The sequence below is a fragment of the Kitasatospora sp. NBC_01287 genome, assembly GCF_026340565.1.
GTDB lineage: Bacteria > Actinomycetota > Actinomycetes > Streptomycetales > Streptomycetaceae > Kitasatospora.
This window is the reverse complement of the sequence record NZ_JAPEPB010000001.1, coordinates 5,039,725-5,057,987: the sequence shown is the minus strand read 5'-3', so window position 1 is coordinate 5,057,987 and position 18,263 is coordinate 5,039,725. Positions and strand designations below refer to the sequence as shown.

The 18,263-nt window shown below is 70.9% G+C and carries 14 protein-coding genes and 2 pseudogenes; 8 read left to right on the top strand and 8 right to left on the bottom strand.

Annotated elements, in window-relative coordinates; genetic code table 11:
• Positions 1-140: 140 nt before the first annotated feature.
• Positions 141-1,676: a serine hydrolase gene (locus tag OG455_RS21810; protein ID WP_266296176.1), complete on the bottom strand. Its 1,536-nt coding sequence runs from the start codon at positions 1,674-1,676 to the stop codon at positions 141-143.
• Positions 1,677-2,183: 507 nt separating this feature from the next.
• Between OG455_RS21810 and OG455_RS21805 the strand changes: the two genes are divergently transcribed.
• The 8 genes from OG455_RS21805 to OG455_RS21770 all read left to right on the top strand — a co-directional run bounded on the left by OG455_RS21805 (position 2,184) and on the right by OG455_RS21770 (position 10,059).
• A complete protein-coding gene (locus OG455_RS21805) occupies positions 2,184-3,002 on the top strand; it encodes an ABC transporter ATP-binding protein (protein ID WP_266296174.1) in 819 nt (272 codons plus the stop codon).
• A gap of 55 nt (positions 3,003-3,057) precedes the next feature.
• Entirely contained in the window at positions 3,058-3,906 is an 849-nt protein-coding gene (locus tag OG455_RS21800; RefSeq protein WP_266296172.1) for a hypothetical protein, read from the top strand.
• 25 nt (positions 3,907-3,931) lie between these two features.
• On the top strand, positions 3,932-5,212 hold the full coding sequence (locus tag OG455_RS21795) for a sensor domain-containing protein (RefSeq protein ID WP_266296170.1): 1,281 nt from the start codon (positions 3,932-3,934) through the stop codon (positions 5,210-5,212).
• Positions 5,213-5,394: 182 nt separating this feature from the next.
• On the top strand, positions 5,395-6,039 hold the full coding sequence (locus OG455_RS21790; protein ID WP_266296168.1) for a response regulator transcription factor: 645 nt from the start codon (positions 5,395-5,397) through the stop codon (positions 6,037-6,039).
• 399 nt (positions 6,040-6,438) lie between these two features.
• Positions 6,439-7,728, top strand: a complete 1,290-nt coding sequence (gene nhaA, locus OG455_RS21785; RefSeq protein ID WP_266300902.1) for a Na+/H+ antiporter NhaA — start codon at positions 6,439-6,441, stop codon at positions 7,726-7,728.
• 129 nt (positions 7,729-7,857) lie between these two features.
• A complete protein-coding gene (locus OG455_RS21780) occupies positions 7,858-8,325 on the top strand; it encodes a phage holin family protein (RefSeq protein WP_266296166.1) in 468 nt (155 codons plus the stop codon).
• Positions 8,326-8,712: 387 nt separating this feature from the next.
• Positions 8,713-9,597, top strand: a complete 885-nt coding sequence (locus tag OG455_RS21775) for an alpha/beta fold hydrolase (RefSeq protein WP_266300901.1) — start codon at positions 8,713-8,715, stop codon at positions 9,595-9,597.
• 258 nt (positions 9,598-9,855) lie between these two features.
• Positions 9,856-10,059 carry a hypothetical protein gene (locus OG455_RS21770; RefSeq protein WP_266296165.1) on the top strand — a complete coding sequence of 68 codons (204 nt, stop codon included), beginning with the start codon at positions 9,856-9,858 and terminating at the stop codon, positions 10,057-10,059.
• Between the two features lie 12 nt (positions 10,060-10,071).
• On the opposite strand, the gene OG455_RS21765 is transcribed toward OG455_RS21770, so the two are convergent.
• The 7 genes and pseudogenes from OG455_RS21765 to OG455_RS21735 all read right to left on the bottom strand — a co-directional run bounded on the left by OG455_RS21765 (position 10,072) and on the right by OG455_RS21735 (position 17,990).
• Positions 10,072-10,773, bottom strand: coding sequence for a metal-dependent hydrolase (locus tag OG455_RS21765; RefSeq protein ID WP_266296164.1), 702 nt, complete (start codon positions 10,771-10,773; stop codon positions 10,072-10,074).
• A gap of 373 nt (positions 10,774-11,146) precedes the next feature.
• Complete coding sequence (locus OG455_RS21760) at positions 11,147-12,334, bottom strand: MarP family serine protease (RefSeq protein ID WP_266296163.1); 1,188 nt, start codon at positions 12,332-12,334, stop codon at positions 11,147-11,149.
• Between the two features lie 85 nt (positions 12,335-12,419).
• Positions 12,420-13,088, bottom strand: a complete 669-nt coding sequence (locus tag OG455_RS21755) for a CoA pyrophosphatase (RefSeq protein ID WP_266296162.1) — start codon at positions 13,086-13,088, stop codon at positions 12,420-12,422.
• Positions 13,085-13,924 (bottom strand): endonuclease III, encoded by an 840-nt coding sequence (gene nth, locus OG455_RS21750; RefSeq protein WP_266300900.1) that lies wholly within the window; start codon positions 13,922-13,924, stop codon positions 13,085-13,087. Before nth ends, OG455_RS21755 begins: the two co-directional genes overlap by 4 nt.
• Before the next feature lie 173 nt (positions 13,925-14,097).
• Positions 14,098-14,278 (bottom strand): annotated as a pseudogene (locus tag OG455_RS21745) (IS5/IS1182 family transposase); the annotation flags it as partial.
• A 604-nt stretch (positions 14,279-14,882) separates the two neighbouring features.
• A pseudogene (locus OG455_RS21740) lies at positions 14,883-15,264 on the bottom strand (6-pyruvoyl tetrahydropterin synthase family protein).
• 44 nt (positions 15,265-15,308) lie between these two features.
• Entirely contained in the window at positions 15,309-17,990 is a 2,682-nt protein-coding gene (locus OG455_RS21735; RefSeq protein WP_266296161.1) for an AAA family ATPase, read from the bottom strand.
• Positions 17,991-18,263: the final 273 nt, after the last annotated feature.

The following is an 18,263-nucleotide window of genomic DNA, read 5'->3' as shown; positions in this document are numbered from 1 at the left end:
AGGCCCTGGGCCGTTGCACGGCCCCCGCGGGGCGCCGGAGCCCCCTGGCCTACGTCCGATGCCGGGCGGCCGGTGCCAGGTGGCCGATGCCGGGCGGCCGATGTCAGGTGGCGCCGGACACCCGACGGGCAGACCCGGCATCAGCCGCCCTGCTGGTCCTCGGTGAGGCGCCGCAGCGTCTCGTGGGCCGTGTGCAGGAAGCGGCGCCGGTTGGCGGGCGGCGAGCTCACCAGCGCGACCAGGCCGGTGCCGGCCTCTGGGACGAAGCCCGCGAAGGCGAGGAAGCCCCGGGTGCCGCCCTCGTGGAAGAGCAGCTCCTGGACCACCGGCTCGGGGACCACCGGCTCCGGGGCCCGCTGCTCCAGACGTTCGCGGGCGCTCGCCCACGCTCCGCGGTCCCGGGCAGCCGGCGCCCGCGTGGCTGCCCGGCGGACATCGGGCTCCTGCCCGGGCGGCCAGGGCGCACCGTCGACCAGGGCCGACGGTACCCGAGCCGCCAGGGCCGGTCGTGCGGCCCGACCCGGCGACTCGTCCGCCCGAGCTCCGCGCAGCAACTCGGCGGCCAGGCCCGCGCGCGCGCCGTCCGGGGCGAGGACGTCCGGTATCGACCCGATCGGACGCTGCTTCCAGCCCAGGCAGATCCGGGTACCGGCCAGCCGCCAGGCCACCCGCGGTCGGCGGACCTCGCCGAGCGCGGTCCGCAGCGCGGACTCGGCGTTCTCCGCGGCGCCCTCCACCACCAACGCCTGCAGGTAGCGGAGCATGTCGTCGGCGCTCGAGCGCAGCGCGGCCGCCCCGGGCAGCGCGGGCATCCGGAACGACGGGACCCGCCGGCCCCGGCGGTATCCGCTGCCGACCTCGCCACCCGGACCGCAGGAGGTGTCCAACAGCCCGAGCGGCCCGCAGACCCTGCTGGCGAGCAGGTCCTCGTACCGGATCCCGGCGGCGTTCTCCAGCACCATGCCGAGCAGACCGCAGCCGAGGCTGGAGTAGCGCACCCGGGTCCCGGGGGTGCCGCGCACCGGTGTGCGGGCCAGCGAGTGCAGCACGTGAGCCACGCCGAAGGTCGCACAGGGCCGGGTGTACCACTGCGGTGTGGCGCTCGGCAGCAGCCCGACCGGCAGCCTCGGCAGGCCTGAGGTGTGGGTGGCCAGGTGCAGCAGGGTGATCGGCCGTTCCTTGGGGTATCCCGGGACCGCGCCGACGGGCAGGTAGCGATCGATCGGATCGTCGTACCGCACCTCACCCCGGGCAGCCATCTCGGCGAGCAGCAGGGTGGTGAACGTCTTGGTGACGGAGCCGAGTTCGAACCTGGTGTCGGCCCGGACCGGACGCAGCGCCGCGGGGTCGGTGTAGCCCCGGCAAGCGACCGTCCGCTGGTCCCCCTGGACCACCGCGACGGCGACGCCACTCTGCGGTGGCAGGCCCTGGAAGAGCGGGCGCAGTCGCCGTTCGATGCGCAGGGCGTCGGCCGAGGCGAGTTCCTGGCCGAGCGGCGTGCGGGCCCCCGCGAGCCGGACCGACGGTCCTGCGGGGCCGCCGAACCGGGATGAACCCGAACGGCGGACGGCGGAGGCGGAGCGGACGACCGGAACGGGCGGCCCCGCGAGGACCGGCAGAGCGGTCGAGAGGCCCTGCGAGCCCGCCGCGGCGGGCCACGACGCCGTCTCAGGCACGGCCGCCGGGCTCGGCGTGGGAAGAGTGCTGGTCGGGTCCCGCGGAACGGCGGGCCGCGGTGGCGCCGCAGGCGGAGGCGGCACGGGCGGAGGCGACACGGGCGACCGGCCGACCTGCGATAACAGGGGCGGCGCGCTCTGCGGGCCCTCACCTCCCGCTGCTGGGTACGGCACGGCGGCACGGCCGGACGGCACCGCCGCGGTGGGCCCGGCCGGATCGGCCGGTTCCTGAACGGACATGGGGTTGCCTCCGAAAGGAGTGGGGCTCGGCCGCCTACACAGGCAGCACGTTGAAATGACGATAAGTTCGTCCACGGTCCGCCGCATGTGCTCAATGCTCTCCGGGACAGCGGAAGTCGAAGCCGGTCCGGCCCACAACAACGGTGCTCGGTCGGCCGCGCCCGGCTGCTCGTGCTAGCACGAGCCCGGGCCTCGGGTGCCAGCACGCAGTGAAGACGGGTGCCAACGCCCGTGCGCGAAGGTGCCCGAGATCGCCACGCTGGTGCCATGAGAAGAACACCCAGCGCGACCATCGAAGGCACCGGTCCGGGCCTGGCCACCGCACCCGTCCAAGCCCTCAACCTCACCCGGAGCTACGGCCGCAGGACCGTCGTGGCCAACGTGAGTTTCAGCGTCCGTCCGGGCGTCGTCACCGGGTTCCTCGGGCCCAACGGGGCCGGCAAGTCGACCACGATGCGGCTGCTGCTCGGCCTGGAGCAACCCGACTCCGGCCACGCCCTCATCAACGGCCGACCGTACGCCGCGCTCAGCCGACCGCTCACCGAGGTCGGGGCACTGCTCGAGGCCCGGTCGTTCCACAAGGGCCGCTCCGCCCGCAGCCACCTGCTCGCGCTCGCCCAGGCCCAAGGCCTGCCGGCCAGTCGGGTGGAGGAGGTGCTCACGCAGGTCGGGCTGGGCGCGGCCGGTCGGCGACGAGCCGGCGGCTTCTCACTCGGCATGGCGCAACGACTCGGCGTCGCCTCGGCCCTGCTGGGCGATCCCGCGATCGTCATCCTGGACGAGCCGATCAACGGCCTCGACCCGGAGGGTGTGCTGTGGATCCGCACTCTGGTCAAGCGGCTCGCCGCCGAGGGCCGAACGGTCCTGCTCTCCTCGCACCTGATGAACGAGATGGCGGTGACGGCCGACCATCTGCTGGTCATCGGAGCAGGCCGGTTGCTCGCCGACTGCTCGACCGGCGAGTTCATCCAGCGTCACACCGACGCCGCCCTCTACGCGGCAACGCCCGAGGTCGCACGGCCCGCCCTGCTGGAGCAGGCCTTCCTGCGCCTCACCGCGAGCAGCGCCGAGTACCAAGCATCCTGAGTGGCCGTCAGGTCCGTTGTCCCACCTCCTGCCCATCCCCATCGAGGAGCCCGTCGTGAGCACCGCAACCCTCCACTCGCCCGCCACTTCGAGCTCCGCCGCCGCCCGCGGCCGGGCACGCCGGGCCGACTTCCGCTGCTTGATGCGCAGCGAGCTGACCAAGTTGTCCACACTGCGCTCCACCTGGTGGTCACTCGGTGCCATGATCCTGCTGAGCCTGGCCTTCACGGTGCTGGCGACCAGCACTCTCACCTCGCAGTGGGGCACCATGTCCACCGCCGACCGCTCGGACTTCCAGCACAACACCATCGGACTCGTCCTCCAACCAGCGGCGCAGTTCGGCCAGTTGGCAGTCTGCGTGCTGGGCGTCCTGCTGATGTCCGGCGAGTTCTCCACCGGCATGATCCGTGCGACCGTGCTGGCGGCACCGCGCCGAACCCCCGCGCTGGCAGCCAAAGCAGTCACCTTCGCCGGTCTGGTCTTCGTCCTGGCCGAACTGGTCGCCTGGCCGGCCGTCCTGCTCGGGGCCTCGATCACCCGAAGCCACGCGAGCCTCTCCGCCACTGATCCGGCCACCATCCGAGCCGCGCTCGCTTTCGGGGCCTACATGGCGCTGATGGGACTGATCGCACTGGCCATCGGCACCCTGGTGCGGCACACGGCGGGCGCGGTGAGCCTGGTGGTCGCAGTCCAGTTCGTCCTGCCGATCGGGCTGAGCCAGGTGAGCGGCAGCCTCGGCGCCCACCTGACGGGTGCGGTGCCCTCGGGTGCGATCGCCATGCTGGGCAGCGGGCACGACTCGAGCACGGCGTACAGCCCGCTGGCGAGCTTCCTGATACTCGGGGCCTGGGCCGCAGCGCTGCTGACGGTCGCGGGCCTCGCCTTCAAAAAGCGCGACGTGTGAGATCACGATGAGCCAGACTGGCCGCATGGCAGCGGGGACCATAATGCGCGAACACCTGACGGCACGCTCCTGGCGAGAGCGGCTCTACTCACTGCTCAGCCTGCCGCTGGCTGCCCTGGGGCTCGCCGCGGTGGTGCTCACCACCATCCTCGGCCTGCTCTCGGCCGGTCTGCTCTTCCTGCCGATGCTCGCGCTCAGCCTGCGCGGCGACCGAGCACTCGGCGCCCTCTACCGAACGCTGGCCCGCGGTCTGCTGCGCCTGGAGATCGCGGCACCGCCCCAGCCCCCGCGGGCTCCCGGCCTCTCCGGCCTGATGGGACAGCACCTGGGCGATCCAGCCGCCTGGCGGGTCTGCCTCTACCTACTCATCCGCATCCCATTGGGGGTCCTCCAGTTCACCCTGGGCTTCCTCTGGTGGGCCTACGGCCTCCTCTTCCTCTGCTATCCGCTGCTCTGGAAGCTGGAGCCACAGCACGCGGCCGACAAGTCCGGCGTCGTCCACAGCTTCGGCCTGGAGATCGGCGGGTTCTACTTCGACACCTGGCCGCGCGCGCTCCTGGTCGTGATGATCGGCGTCCTGGTCCTGCTGACCTCACCCTGGCCGAGCCGACTCCCCCTCCTCGCCGATCGCTTCCTGATGCCCCGCCTGCTCGGCCCGAGCACCGCCTCGCTCCGCCTGGCCCAGCTCACCGAGACCAGGGCACACGCGATCAACGAGGCGGCGGCGACCCTGCGGCGGATCGAGCGGGACCTGCACGACGGCGCCCAGGCCCGGCTGGTAGCGCTGGGGATGCGACTGGGCCGGGCGGAGCGGCAACTGGCCCAGGGGAACACCGAGCTGGGCCGATCCTTGATTCGAGAATCACGACAAGAGGCCAAGGAGATCATCAGCGAGCTGCGCGAGCTGGTGAGCGGCATCCACCCGCCCGCGCTGGATGCCGGCCTGGGTCCCGCACTGACCACGCTCGCCGCCCGATCGGCCATCCCGGCCCAGGTCGAGCTGGACCTCCCGGAGCGCCCGCCGGCCGCCATCGAGACCATGCTGTACTTCGCCGCGGCGGAGCTGCTGGCCAATGCGGGCAAGCACAGTGGGGCCAAGGCGGTGACCGTCTCGGTCCGGGCGGCAGCGGGACGGCTGCGGCTGCTGGTGAGCGACAACGGGAAGGGCGGGGTCCGGCTGGACGGGTCGGGCAGCGGGCTGCGCGGACTGGCCGAGCGGGTCCGGGTCGCTGACGGGGTGCTCAGCGCCGTCAGTCCGGTCGGTGGTCCCACCACCATCTCGATCGAGCTGCCGGCCCTGGGCTGACAGGCCGGGCCGCCGCCCTACCCTCCATCGCCCCGCCCGGCCGCCGGACCGCCCCGGCCGGACCGCACCGCTCACCGCCTGCGAGCATCTGACAGATCGACAGGTCAGCTCAGGTCAGGTCAGCTCAGGTCAGGTCAGGTCAGGTCAGGTCAGCTCAGGAAACAGGAAGGAACCATAAGACGATGCGGGTGGTAGTGGCCGAGGACACCGCGATTCTCCGAGCCGGGCTGGTCCAGCTCCTGGAGGAGGAGGGCTACCAGGTGGTGGCAGCGGTCCCGGATGCCGAGCAGTTGCGGGTGGCAGTGCTCGAACACGGCCCGGACCTGGTGGTGTCCGACATCCGCATGCCGCCCACCCACACCGACGAGGGCCTGCGAGCGGTGATCGACCTTCGGTCAGCCAATCCGAAGCTGGCGGTCTTGATCTTCTCCCAGTACGTGGAGACGCAGTACGCCAGTCGGCTACTGGCCGGCGGGTCCGCCGGTGTCGGCTACCTGCTGAAGGAACGGGTCCTCGACGCGCAGGACTTCATCGATGCCCTGGAGCGGGTGGCGGCGGGCGGTACCGCGCTCGACCCCGAGGTGGTCAACCAGCTGATGGGCGCCAGCCAGACCCGCAGCTCGGTCGACGAGCTCAGTCCACGGGAGCGGGAGGTCCTCGCACTGATGGCGGAGGGACGGTCCAACGCGGCGATCGCGACCGGGCTGGTGGTGACGGAGCGGGCCGTTGAGAAGCACGTGGCCAATATCTTCCTGAAGCTCGACCTCCCGGTCTCGGCAGCGGATCACCGACGGGTGCTGGCCGTCCTGCGGCATCTGGGTGCCTGACGGCGGGCAGGGCGAGGGGAAGAGCCCGGGCGGCGGGGCGGGACGGGAGACGGCAGGAGGGGCGACGGGCCAGGAGCCGTCCGCAGCGCGGGGCCAGCAGGACTGCGCAGCGGCGCAGGGCCGGCCCGGCAAGCATGCCGATACAGCCATAAAATGCGACAAACCGGATATCGGCCCTTGGCATCTCATAGACTGTCAACGTCGCGGCAGGACAGCGACAGCTCTTCGAGGCGCGCCGGGAAGTCTGGTCGGCACCGCACCACCGGTGTATCCGCATGCCCTTCCCGTGCCCTGGAGGTCCCTCGCGTGGCCAGCCCGCCGCCCCATGACCCCTCGTCCGGCCACCCGACCGACCGCCCCTCAGACGGTGGGGCTCCACAGCGGCGCCAGTTCCTCGGCCTGCTCCCGCTGCCCGAACGCCGGTATCTGACCGAGGCGCTGCGCACCGAGACCGTCGGCGGCATCCTGCTCCTGATCGCCGCCATCGCGGCACTCATCTGGGCCAACGTCTGGCCGCACGCATACGAGAGCGTCCTCGACTACACCATCGGTCCTGCGGGGCCCCTGCATCTGGACCTCTCGCTGGAGGCCTGGGCCAAGGACGGGCTGCTCACCGTCTTCTTCTTCGTCGCGGGCATCGAGCTCAAGCGCGAGTTCGTCGCCGGCGAGCTGCGCTCGCCCAGTGCCGCGGCGCTGCCCGTGGTCGCCGCGGTCTGCGGGGTGGCGCTGCCCGCCGCCGTCTTCGCACTGGCCAACAGCGGATCCGGCGGGCATCCCGGCGGCTGGGCGATCCCGACCGCGACGGACATCGCCTTCGCCCTGGGTGTCCTCGCCGTGGTCAGCAGTCACCTGCCGTCCGCGCTGCGGGCGTTCCTGCTGACCCTGGCCGTGGTGGACGACCTGATCGCCATCCTGATCATCGCGGTCTTCTACAGCGCCGGCATCAAGTTCTGGGCGCTGGGACTGTCACTCGCGGGTCTGGTGCTGTTCTGGTTCCTGCACCGGCGTGGCGTGCACGGCTGGTATCTCTTCGTGCCGCTCGCCCTGGTCATCTGGGCGCTGATGCACGAGAGCGGCGTACACGCGACGGTGGCCGGGGTGGCGATGGGCCTGCTGCTGCGCTGCCACCGCGAGGGCGACGAGAAGCAGTCCCCCGGCGAGCACATCGAGCACCTGGTCCGGCCGCTGTCGGCCGGGGTGGCGGTGCCGCTCTTCGCGCTCTTCGCGGCAGGCGTGACGATCTCCCCCGCGGCGATCGAGGACGTCTTCACCCAGGCGATGCCGCTGGGCATCGTGCTCGGCCTGCTGGTGGGCAAGACCGTGGGCATCTTCGGGGGTACCTGGCTCGCCGCCCGGTTCACCAAGGCGGAGCTGAACCCCCAGCTCACCTGGGCGGACCTGTTCGCCGTGTCCACGCTGGCGGGCATCGGTTTCACGGTCTCCCTGCTGATCAGCGAGCTGGCCTTCCCCCACTCCACCGAACTCGCCGACCGGGCCAAGGCCGCCGTGCTGATCGGCTCGCTGCTCTGCGCCGTGGTGGCGACCTTCCTGCTGAAAGTGCGCAACCGGCACTACCGCCGGCTCTGCGAGGAAGAAGACCTCGACAGCGACGGGGACGGCATTCCGGACGTCTACCAGCGGGACGATCCCTCCTGGCCAGGTCATCGGCTGTCCGAAGGGTCAGCATGATGGGATGGTCGCCGGGCGGGCGTGGGCGAGTGACACACCGCCCATCGCGGGCGGCCCGAAGTGGTGCCTGACTGGCCGGTAGGGGCATGATTCTGAGCTGTCCGGAATCTCAGCAGAGGAGAAGACCAGATGTCCGCAGGAACCGCAGGTCCGTCCAGCAGCTCCCGGGCGCCCTACGAGGGTGAGCGCTCGGTCGGTCAGCTGTTCGCCGCGGCCACGGCTGACCTGTCGGCCCTGGTCCACGACGAGATCGCGCTGGCCAAGGCCGAGATCCGACAGGACGTCAAGCGCGGCCTGAAGGGCAGCGTCTCGGGGGTGGTGGGCGGTGTCGTGGGGCTCGCCTCGATTCCGATGTTCAGCTTCGCGCTGGCCTACCTGCTGAAGTTCTGGGGTCTGCCGCTGGGCCTCGCGTTCCTCGTCGTCGGATTGGCCTACGTCGTGGTGGCAGTGATCCTCGCCGTGGTGGCTCTGCGGTTCCTCAAGAAGGTCGGGCCGCCGCACCGCGCCATCGAAGGTGCCCAGGCGACCGCTGAGGTGCTCAAGAACGCCCGCCCCCGGCCGGCCACGGCCGAGGAGCTCGCTGCGCTGGAGCGCTGAGCGGGGCCCGCACCCGGGTACCGCGTACGGGTTGCACCGCGGTCGGCCGTAGCCCGTACGAGTGCCGGGGCCGTGTTCCCGGCCGGGATGTGACACGCTCTCGGTATGCCGCTAGACCAGACGCCCGTTCCGTCCGCCACCACAGGACCGCACTCGAGTTCGAAGCACGAGGAGGAGGCGGAGCGGCCTCAGCACCCGGGCATGTCCGGGGAGCCCGTCGCCCCGTCGACCGCGCCCGCTCCCGCCGCTGAACCGGACGCCACCCCGGACGCCACCCCGGCAGCCCGACCGGTGCCGGCCGAGCCGGTGTCAGGCACAGGCAGCGGCACGCAGGGCCTCTCGGGCGCCTCTCCGGTGGGCGGCCGACCGGTCGGCTGGAACATCCGGATGCCCGGCCCCTGGACTCACCGCGATCTGGCTGCCAACGGCGCCCGGTTCCACATCGCGGAGCAGGGCGAGGGACCGCTGGTCCTGCTGGTGCACGGCTGGCCGCAGTACTGGTGGGCGTGGCGGCACCAGATGGCGGCACTGGCCGAGGCCGGCTTCCGGGCGGTCGCCCTGGACCTACGCGGTACGGGCGGCAGCGACCGCACCCCGCGCGGCTACGACCCCGCCAACCTCGCGCTCGACATCACCGGGGTGATCCGGTCGCTGGGCGAGCGCAGTGCCCACCTGGTCGGGCACGCCGGTGGCGGTTCGCTCTCCTGGGTGGCGGCGGTGATGCGGCCCTCGGTCATCCAGAGTCTGACGGTGGTCTCGGCCGCGCACCCTCGGCAGTTGCGGCGGGCGCTGCTGCGGGACCGCAAGCAGGTGGCCGCGTTCGACCACGTGCTCGGCTTCCAGCGGCCCTGGATACCGGAGCGGCGGCTGGTCGCCGACGACGCCGCGCAGATCGCGGGCTACCTCGCCGACTGGACCGGTCCGAACCAACTGGACGCCGAGGCGGTGGCGAACTACCGCAAGGCGATCCAGATCCCGAGCACCGCGCACTGCTCGATCGAGCCGTACCGCTGGCTGGTGCGCTCGATGGGCCGCCCGGACGGCATCCAGTTCGCGCGACGGATGAAGAAGCCCGTGACCGCGCCGACGCTGCACATCCAGGGGGCGGCCGACCCGGTGCTGCTGGCGCACACCGCGCTCGGCGCGGGCGAGTACGTGGCGGCGCCGTACCGCTGGCGGTTGCTCCCCGGGGTGGGCCACTTCCCGCACGAAGAGGTACCGGACGCGCTGAACGCCGAACTGGTCGCCTGGGTCCGCGAGCACAAGCGCTGACCGGCGGGCCCGGATCGGGGAAACGTACCCGGGACGTGCCGGGAACGGGCCGGGAACAGGCCTGGAACGGGCCGGGAACGGGCCTCGAACGGGCGCGGATCCGACGCCAGGGTGAGCGTCGCGCGGGCCTGCGGGCACATGTCCCGCCGGACCCGGTCGATATGACGAGATGTTGCTATGCCGCAGGCATAGGCCCGCTCGCCCCAATGAGGGTGGTTACCCCAAGGGGCGTACGGGCATCCATCCTGCATGACCTGGATGCCCGATCGCACCGCCGCACCTCGCGGACGACGTGTCAGCCGCAGCTCGCAGAGCACCCCGTACTCGACTTCCGCCCCGCACCAGAACGAGTGGGTGCGGGAGTCGGAACACCCGGCCACCGAGCCCCACCCCCTGGGCATCCCGCGCATCCTGGGCCGACGCGCCCGCTGGGTGAGCGCCCGGCTGCGCCGCGAGGCCTGAGCGTCGGCAGCATCAGCTGATCACCGCGGGCTCAAGGGCCGTGAACCAGAGCAGGGCGAAGGTCGCGACCGTCATGATCGGGACCAGCACCTTGGTCTCCACGTTGTTGCCGCTGCGCTTGATCAGCACGATCTCGTAGCGCTGCTTGTGCGGCCAGAGCCAGGGCGCGCCCATCTTGGTGAGGCTGTCGCCCAGCAGGTGGGCCAGCGTGCCGAGCGCGACGGCGTAGGGCAGCCAGCCCGGCGCGGCGGGCATCCAGCGGTCCAGACCGAAGGTGCCCAGCGCCGAGAGGACGATGACACTCAGCCAGGTGGTGTGCCCTTCACCCGGGATGTGGAACCGCAGCGCCTTCACCGCGAGGGCGAGCAGGAAGAAGGTCATGCCGAGGGTGAACGGGCGACCCAGGTAGGTGACGCCGGCCCAGGTGCCGCCGCCCATCAGCGCGACGAAGAGCAGCGAGTGGGTCGCGTGGCGGTGGCCGCCCGAGATCCAGGCCACGAAGCGGCAGAGCACCTTGGAGAACGGGCCGAGGAAGTTGGCGATCGTTCCGTCGTGGTGGTCCAGGTCGGGCAGCAGCGCGGCCCCGGCGCAGAGGACCGTCCCGAGCAGGATGTCCGCCGGCTTCAGGTGGGTGTGCAGCAGCAGCGGCGGCAGGAACGGCGCGGAGGCCGCATACAGCATCGCGCCGCTGACCGCGTGCGAGTGACCCATCATGGCCGGTACTCCTTCGTGCTTGGCGTCGGCTGTCCTGCCGCTCGGGCCCCCGCGCCAGGCCGATTGAGCCGAACGGGTGAGCGCGCCGACGCTATCAGGAAGAACTGACGGTTCGACGGATACCGGCCAGGTCAGCGGGGCTGCCCCCTGGCCGGATCGCGCCGACCCCGCCGCCGGGGGACGAGAACGGACGTGGCGTCAGCCGGAGCCGACGCCACGTCAGGGACATGAGCGGTCGACAGACGCGGGCGCGGGCATCGGACCGGCCGGGTGCGGCCAGTGCGGCCAGTGCGGCCGGGGGGCCGGAAGCGGCCCCGGTGCGCTCAGGAGCTGCCAGGCGCGAACGGGCGCGGCCAGGTGCGACCGGCGAGGGTCAGAGGGCGCAGCCCTGGGTGTCCGCCTGGGTGCTGTCGGTGGCGCCCGCGATCGCGTCCGGTTTCACCTCGGCGGCGGTCAGCACGTAGCCGGTGTCGGCGCTGTCCAGCGACTTGGCGAAGACGACGCCGTACACCTCACCGTCCGTGGTGAGCAGCGGCCCGCCGCTGTTGCCCTGGCGGACCAGCGAGCGGATCGAGTAGACGTCCCGGACCACCTGGCCGCGGCGGTAGATGTCCGGGCCGTTGGCCTGGATCTCGCCGCGGATCCGGGCGGGCTGCACGTCGAAGGCGCCGTTCTCCGGGAAGCCGGCCACGATCGCGCTGTCGTTGGTCCTGGCCTCGCCGGCGAAGGTGAGCGGCGGGGCGTCGAGCTTGGGCACCTCGAGGATCGCGATGTCCCGCTGCCAGTCGTAGAGGACCACGGTGGCGTCGTAGAGCTGGCCGGTGCCGCCGATCTGCACGGTCGGCTCGTCGACACCGCCGACCACATGGGCGTTGGTCATCACCCGGTGCGGTGCGAAGACGAAGCCGCTGCCCTCCAGGGTCTTGCCGCAGGAGGGAGCGGTGCCGACCACCTTCACCAGGCTCTGCCTGGCCCTGGCCAGCGCGGGGTTGGCGGCCAGCGCGGGGTCGGGCGCGGGAACATCGGTGATCGGCTCGTGCTCGAACGGGTTGAAGACCTGCGGGAAGCCGTTCTGCGAGAGCACCTTGCTGAAGTCGGAGAACCAGTTCGGCGCGTCGGCGGGCAGCGCCTCCTGGACCCCGCCCAGCACCTTGGAGGTCCGGACCTGCTTGGAGACGGTGGGCATCGAGGTCCCGGCCAGCGCCGAGCCGATCAGCCAGGCCACCAGCAGCATCGACAGCACGTTCACCACCGAGCCGCCGAGCGCGTCCAGCACCTTGGCGGGGCCGCGCTCGCCGATCCGACCGCGCAGCTTCCAGCCCAGCTGAGTGGTGGCCGCCTGCCCGACCGCCGCGAAGACGATCACCACCACGACCGCCACCACCGAGGCGGTGGTCCCCGGACTGAGGTGGTTGAGCACCAGCGGCAGCAGTTGCACCGCGATCAGCCCGCCACCGAGGAAGCCCAGCACGGAGAGGATGCCCACCACGAAGCCCTGCCGGTACCCGGACACGGCGAAGCCGATCGCGGCGGCGAGCAGCAGGAGATCGAGCACGTTCACCCGGTCACCCTCCCATGGATGTCGGACCGCACGGCAGCGGCCCCGGCCACCGACCACTCGGCATGGTGAACCGGGGCCGCAGGCCTCACGGCATGGTGATCAGCCGCGAGCTGTCCCAGGGAAGCTCGAAGCCGCTGTGATGCAGCACCCGGTCGATCACCCCGGCCGTGAACCCCCAGACCACCTGCCCGGCGACGGCGAAGGCCGGCCCGCTGAAGCCCGAGGGATGCCGGTAGCGGCCGCGGTTGGCCGGGTCGGCGAGCACCGAGATCGGGACGCGGAAGACCTCGCCGGTCTCCCCCGGATCCACCGGCGCCACCGGGCTCTCCGTGCGCCACCAGCCCAGCACCGGGGTCACCACGAAGTCACTGACCGGGATGTAGAGGGCGGGCAGCGTCGCGAAGACCTGCACCCCCGCCGGGTCCAGGCCGGTCTCCTCCGCCGCCTCGCGCAGTGCGGCGGCCACCGGGCCCGCGCCCTGCGGATCGCCGTCCACCGCGTCCAGCGTGCCGCCGGGGAACGAGACCTGGCCGGCGTGCGACCGCAGTTCCAGGGACCGCACGGTCAGCAGCAGGTCGGGTCCCGCGGTCCCCTCACCGAAGAGCAGCAGCACCGCGGAGTGCCGCCCGCCCTCGGCCGGCGGCAGGAACCGGCTGAGCTGCTCGGGGCGGACCGTCTCGGCTGCCGCCCGGACCGGCAGCAGCCAGTCCGGCAACCCCTCGCGCACGATCGCGGTCGTCGCGCTGCTGGTCACCTGGCCGCCCCGTTCGCCGCCGGGGCAGTGCCGGCTCCGCCCCCGGCCGCACCCTCGCCCGCGTCAGTGCCCGCGCCCGTGCCGGCGTCGACCGCCTCCCCCGCGGCCGGCGCCGCGCTGCCCGGGTAGTCGGCCGGGGGCCGCAGGCGCTGGCCCGGTTGGCCACCGAGTTCGTACTTCAGCAGCTTGGCCGCCAGCACGGGGTCGGTCTCGCCCACCCCGTAGGAGGGGCAGAGCTGCGCGATCGGGCAGGCCCCGCAGGCGGGCTTGCGGGAGTGGCAGATCCGGCGGCCGTGGAAGACCACCCGGTGCGAGAGCATCGTCCACTCCGACTTCGGGAAGATCTCCGCGACGGCGGCCTCGACCGCCACCGGGTCCTCCTCGGTGGTCCAGCCGAAGCGGCGGGCCAGTCGCCCGAAATGGGTGTCCACGGTGATCCCGGGAACGCCGTACGCGTTGCCCAGCACCACGTTGGCGGTCTTCCGGCCAACCCCGGGCAGGGTGACCATCTCGGCCAGGGTCCTGGGCACCTGACCGCCGAAGTTGTCGCGCAGTGCGATCGAGAGGCCGATCAGCGCCTTGGCCTTGTTCCGGAAGAACCCGGTCGGCCGGATGATCTCCTCCAACTCCTCCGGCACCGCGGCCGCCAGGTCCGCCGGCGTCGGGTACGTCGCGAAGAGGAGTGGTGTCGTCTGGTTCACCCGCAGGTCGGTCGTCTGCGCGGACAGCACGGTGGCCACCAGCAGTTGGAACGGCGACTCGAAGTCCAGCTCCGGATGCGCGTACGGGTACAGCTCCGCCAACTCGCGGTTGATCTTCCGGGCTCGGCGCACCATCGCCAGCTGCGACTCCGGCTTCTTCGGCTTCGCGGCCACCGGTGCGGTGGGCGCGGCCTTCCGGACCTTGCTCTCTGCCATGCACGAAGGCTACGCCGCAGGCCCGACCGATCGGAGCCGATTCAGCGCGATGCCTCATGCAGGAGGCACTGACGGTCAAAGCAGCAGATGCAGGCCGCAGCACCCAGCAGCCGGTCCTCCAACGGAAGGCTCCAAGGCCGGCCCGGCCGTACGGTGTCGTCGCCCTCTCGCCTCAGCGCCGTCATCAGCTTGCGGAAGTCCCGCAGACTCAGCCCAGTGAAGGGGGGCTATCCAGGACGGTGACGGTTCCGACGCCGTGATCACACCAGCCACGCCATCCGCGACGAAGAGCAGCGGATCGAACGGCATGTACAGGGTGGCGAGCTCCGCACCCGCGCGAAGGGCCTGCTTCTCGGAGGCGATGCGCTCGGCAGACCAGATGAGCCCGTCGCCCTACTCACCCTCGATGCCGTTGCTCTCCCGGAGGAGGGCGGCGAGGTCCTCAGGCAGTGGCTGGCCGAGGACCGTGACGCAGCGGACCAGCGACTGCTCCGATGCAGGGGGCTGAAAGAGTGCCGTCCCGGGCAGGGCCGCCACAACTTCGGTCCACACGATGGAATCGACCGCCATGAGCGTGGCCACTGATCGAGCGGGCCTGCGGCCCCTCGGCATCGGCAGGCGCATTTCGCCTGATCAGCGACCTCTGCAGGAGAACAGCGGAAGCCGATAAAGCGCGGCGCCCCGCCCAAGAGCATCCGCCTCACCGGCCGAACCAGCGGGATCGATCTCTCCTGGCCAGGCAACCCTGGTCGCACCTGGGCCGCGTGCGACTCCAACCGAATCGCTGCTCCAGCACTCGGCTACACCCGATGCGAGATCATTCCGAGGGATAGCACATGCACCGTGATTCGATCCAGTGCGCCGCACCCGGCACATGTCAGGGCTGCATTGGCAGCGGCCGATACGTGGCCCAGGTCTTCGGAGTCTCCGAAATGCTCACAGCCGTGAGCTCCGGGAACTGCCCGATCCAGAGGCCGAAGATCCACATGGCCAGATTTTCAGCTGATGGCGAGACACCCCCCCCCCATCGCTTCATTGAGATGCCGATGGTCGAGGGTATCGTCCATCCATTTCTTGAACGCATCGAGGTCGCGATAGTCGCGAACAAAGCCGGCCTCAGTGAGGTCATCCGGATGCGCGGACAGTTCGAGGACGACGATGTAGTTGTGGCCGTGCATACGGGCGCACTGGTGCCAGGAGGGGAGTCTGTCGAGGACATGACTCGCAGAGAAGTTGTACTCCTTGGTGATGGTCAGCATCGCGTGCTCCCCTCCATGTCCCCTTCTCATCGCGCGGTGTCTGATCAACTCCGCTCCCCATCTTCGAGGATCCAGCGGTTGAGTGGAACCTCCTGAAGGAAGTCGCGGCGTTGCTCGACATCGTCAATGTGGTCGGCCTTGCGGATGATCGCGGTACGAGCACGCTCGAGCAGTTCCTGGGCTGTGGGCTCGTCGCCGGTCGCGTGCATGGCCCTCGCAGCATGGAAGAGGACCTCTTCGGTGCGAAGCGCCGGCATGTCGCCGACCTCATCGAGGATACGCAGTGCCTCCTCAGCCAGAGCGCGGGCAGCAATGTGATCGCCGAGAAGTAGGTGGGTGCGGCTGCGGAGGGTGAGAGCAGCAATTTGGCTGCGGACCATGCCGGTCTGGCCGGTCTCCACATAGGTGTCCAGAGCGAGCTTGTCAGCGCGGCGCAGCTGCTCGCTGTCACCGTTGGCGAGGTCGAGCAGGAGGTCCGCGTAGAGGTTACGCACGATAGGGACAAGGTTCGCCAGCCAGGTGCGCTCAGTCTCCAGCCATGCCTGCTGGATCAGCTCCAGGCTGTCATGGCGACGTGCTGGCTGTCGGGTGAACAGTTGGGCCAACAGCGCGGTGTTGTAAGCACGCCACCCACTGTCGCCGCCCCGCTTGTCCTCGAACTCGATGGCTTCACGCAGCGTGCGCTCGGCCGGCGTCCAGGCACCCATGGCGGTCTGGACCTGGGCAAGGTAGTTCAGCGCTATCGGCAGCTCAGCGTGCAGAGGTTCGGAGCGCAGTCGCTCGACGCAGCGCAGCAGCCTGGTCAGTGCCTCCGTCAGGTGCCCGGTGTCGTACAGGCTGATCGCAAGCTGCATCTCCGCGAGATTTCGGGCGTGCTGGAGCACCGGGTCGCCTGCTGCCCCGAGCGCAGGGTCGGCGGCATACATGCGCTCCACCTCACGCAACTGCTCCAGCCCCTCGGAGAGGCGCCGCTTGGAGACCTGGCGGCCGTACTCGACCTTGGCAACGAACACCGCCACCGGGTCGTCGGCCAGCTCGGCCTTCTCGATCGCCTCACGCAGTTTGACGAGGGAGGGCATCAGGCCCTGGGTGGCCAGCAGCGACTTGCCACGCAGCAGAGCGGTGCGGGCGATCAGCTTCGGATCGCCGTACCGTGCGGCAGCCAGTTCCGCCTCTGCGGCCAGCCCGTCGACGTCGGGTCCACCAGCTGGTTGTGCTTGGCCGCGCCAGCGAACCTCGGTCAGGGACAGCAGAAGTTCGATAGCGCTGACCAGGCGGCGGTCTCGCTCCGGTGTCTGCGCCGGCAGAGAGCGAGCCGCCCGGATCGCCACCTCGCAGTGCGATTCCGCCTCGACGAAGGACAGCCCGTCAAGTGCGGCCGTGCGGGCCAGGTCGTAGTGGGCATCCGCGGATGCCTCCAAGCAGGGCAGACCGCCCTGGTCCAGGTGATGGGCAATCTCCAAACGCCTCCCGAGTGCCGCCTCGTCTGCCGGCTGGTCGGCCAGCGCACGCGCGATGCGCGCGTGCCGAGAACGCCTCAGCTCGGCTGTCTGCTGCTCGTAGAGCACCTGCCACAAGGCGCGGTGCTCGAAGGCGTAGCAGTCGGACTGCTCGAACCTGGCCCAGGCGGGCGGTTCCTGAACAGTGATCAACTGGTGCTCGGCGGCGATCCGGCTCAGCCGCTCCATCACTTCGTCGTGCGGCTGCTCAAGCGTTTCGGCGACCACGCGGGACAGGAACATCGCACCCTGGACGGCGCCGACAGCGATCAGCCGCCGATCGCGTTCGTCGAGCGGTCGAATCCGGGCTTCCACCACGCGGCTCACGCTGGAAGGCAGAACGATCTGTGTGCCGTTGTCCGGGCGCCATTCCTCCAGACACAGGGAGACGAACACAGAGTGACCGCCAGTGAGCCTGGACAGCTCGGCGGACAGTCCACGGGGCGCCCCGGGATGGCGGAGCCGGACCAGTTCCTCAACCGCGTCGGCCGGCAGTCCGGTCAGCGAGCGCCGCACGGCCAGACCTTCAACCTCCCAGCGGTCCAGCAGCGCCGCCACCCCCGCCGCGGGCCCGTTCGGCTCCTCGGTGCCGTGGGCATGGCTGAGCACCAGCGCGATCGGCTCGTCAGCAAGCTTGTGTACCAGGCGGTCCAGGATCATGAGGCTACTGGGGTCGATGTTCTGCACATCGTCGACCAGCAGAACCACCGGGCGGCCCATTCGCGCAAGATCCAGCAGGGCGTCAGCAATTCGGACGGCAGTCCCCTGCTGAATCGGCATCACACTGTCGAGCGGCACCGAGCCCGAGTCCAGGGCCGCCTTGGCGACCTCCCGGCCAGCCGTCCACGCGACCCCCAGGCCAGGGACGATCGCCGACAGCACCTCGGGAGCGGACTTGGCCGCGCCCCGACCCGCGCCCCGCAGTACCCGCCTCAGCCAGCCGCGCTGCTCGCTCTGCTCATGCAGCTGGAGGAGAAGGTCCACGGCCGGAGCGTAGGTCAGCCCGGAGCCGATCTGCGGGTAGCAGCGCGTAGAAGCCACCTGGCACAGTTCGGACAACCCGGGGTCGCCACCGATCTGCCGGGCGAACTCTCCCAGCAGGGCCGACTTCCCCATCCCCGACCGGCCTTCGAGCACCACCACTCGCCCCTGTGCCTCCGTCAGCCCTTGGACAAGCGCCAGCAGTTCGGCCATGTACTCCACACGGTCAACGAAGTCCGTCGGCACTCCAACCCCCCACAACGTCCGAGCTCGAACCCCAGGCGCACGACGCGCACATGCCGAGCCGACCCTATGCCAACCACACAGGTCCCACAGACGAACTCCCGAGCTACTGCAGACCCGTTCACCCGTACGCGGCCAGCGGACCGGCACACGTCACCTCGGCTCCCGCGGCGTCGGACCAGCAGAGCCGCAGCGGGAGCTGTACCTGATCTGGCTAAGCCGCCACGCCGAATGACGTCGTCCTCGCCGCGCCAAAGGGTTCTCCAGCGCCGCCAA

Excerpts from the sequence above, each read along its gene's own strand:
- OG455_RS21770 (WP_266296165.1), top strand. The coding sequence starts at position 9,856 with ATGCCCGATCGCACCGCCGCACCTCGCGGACGACGTGTCAGCCGCAGC.
- OG455_RS21795 (WP_266296170.1), top strand. The coding sequence starts at position 3,932 with ATGGCAGCGGGGACCATAATGCGCGAACACCTGACGGCACGCTCCTGG.
- nth (WP_266300900.1), bottom strand. The coding sequence starts at position 13,924 with ATGGTGCGCCGAGCCCGGAAGATCAACCGCGAGTTGGCGGAGCTGTAC.
- OG455_RS21805 (WP_266296174.1), top strand. The coding sequence starts at position 2,184 with ATGAGAAGAACACCCAGCGCGACCATCGAAGGCACCGGTCCGGGCCTG.
- OG455_RS21780 (WP_266296166.1), top strand. The coding sequence starts at position 7,858 with ATGTCCGCAGGAACCGCAGGTCCGTCCAGCAGCTCCCGGGCGCCCTAC.
- OG455_RS21775 (WP_266300901.1), top strand. The coding sequence starts at position 8,713 with ATGCCCGGCCCCTGGACTCACCGCGATCTGGCTGCCAACGGCGCCCGG.
- OG455_RS21765 (WP_266296164.1), bottom strand. The coding sequence starts at position 10,773 with ATGATGGGTCACTCGCACGCGGTCAGCGGCGCGATGCTGTATGCGGCC.
- OG455_RS21790 (WP_266296168.1), top strand. The coding sequence starts at position 5,395 with ATGCGGGTGGTAGTGGCCGAGGACACCGCGATTCTCCGAGCCGGGCTG.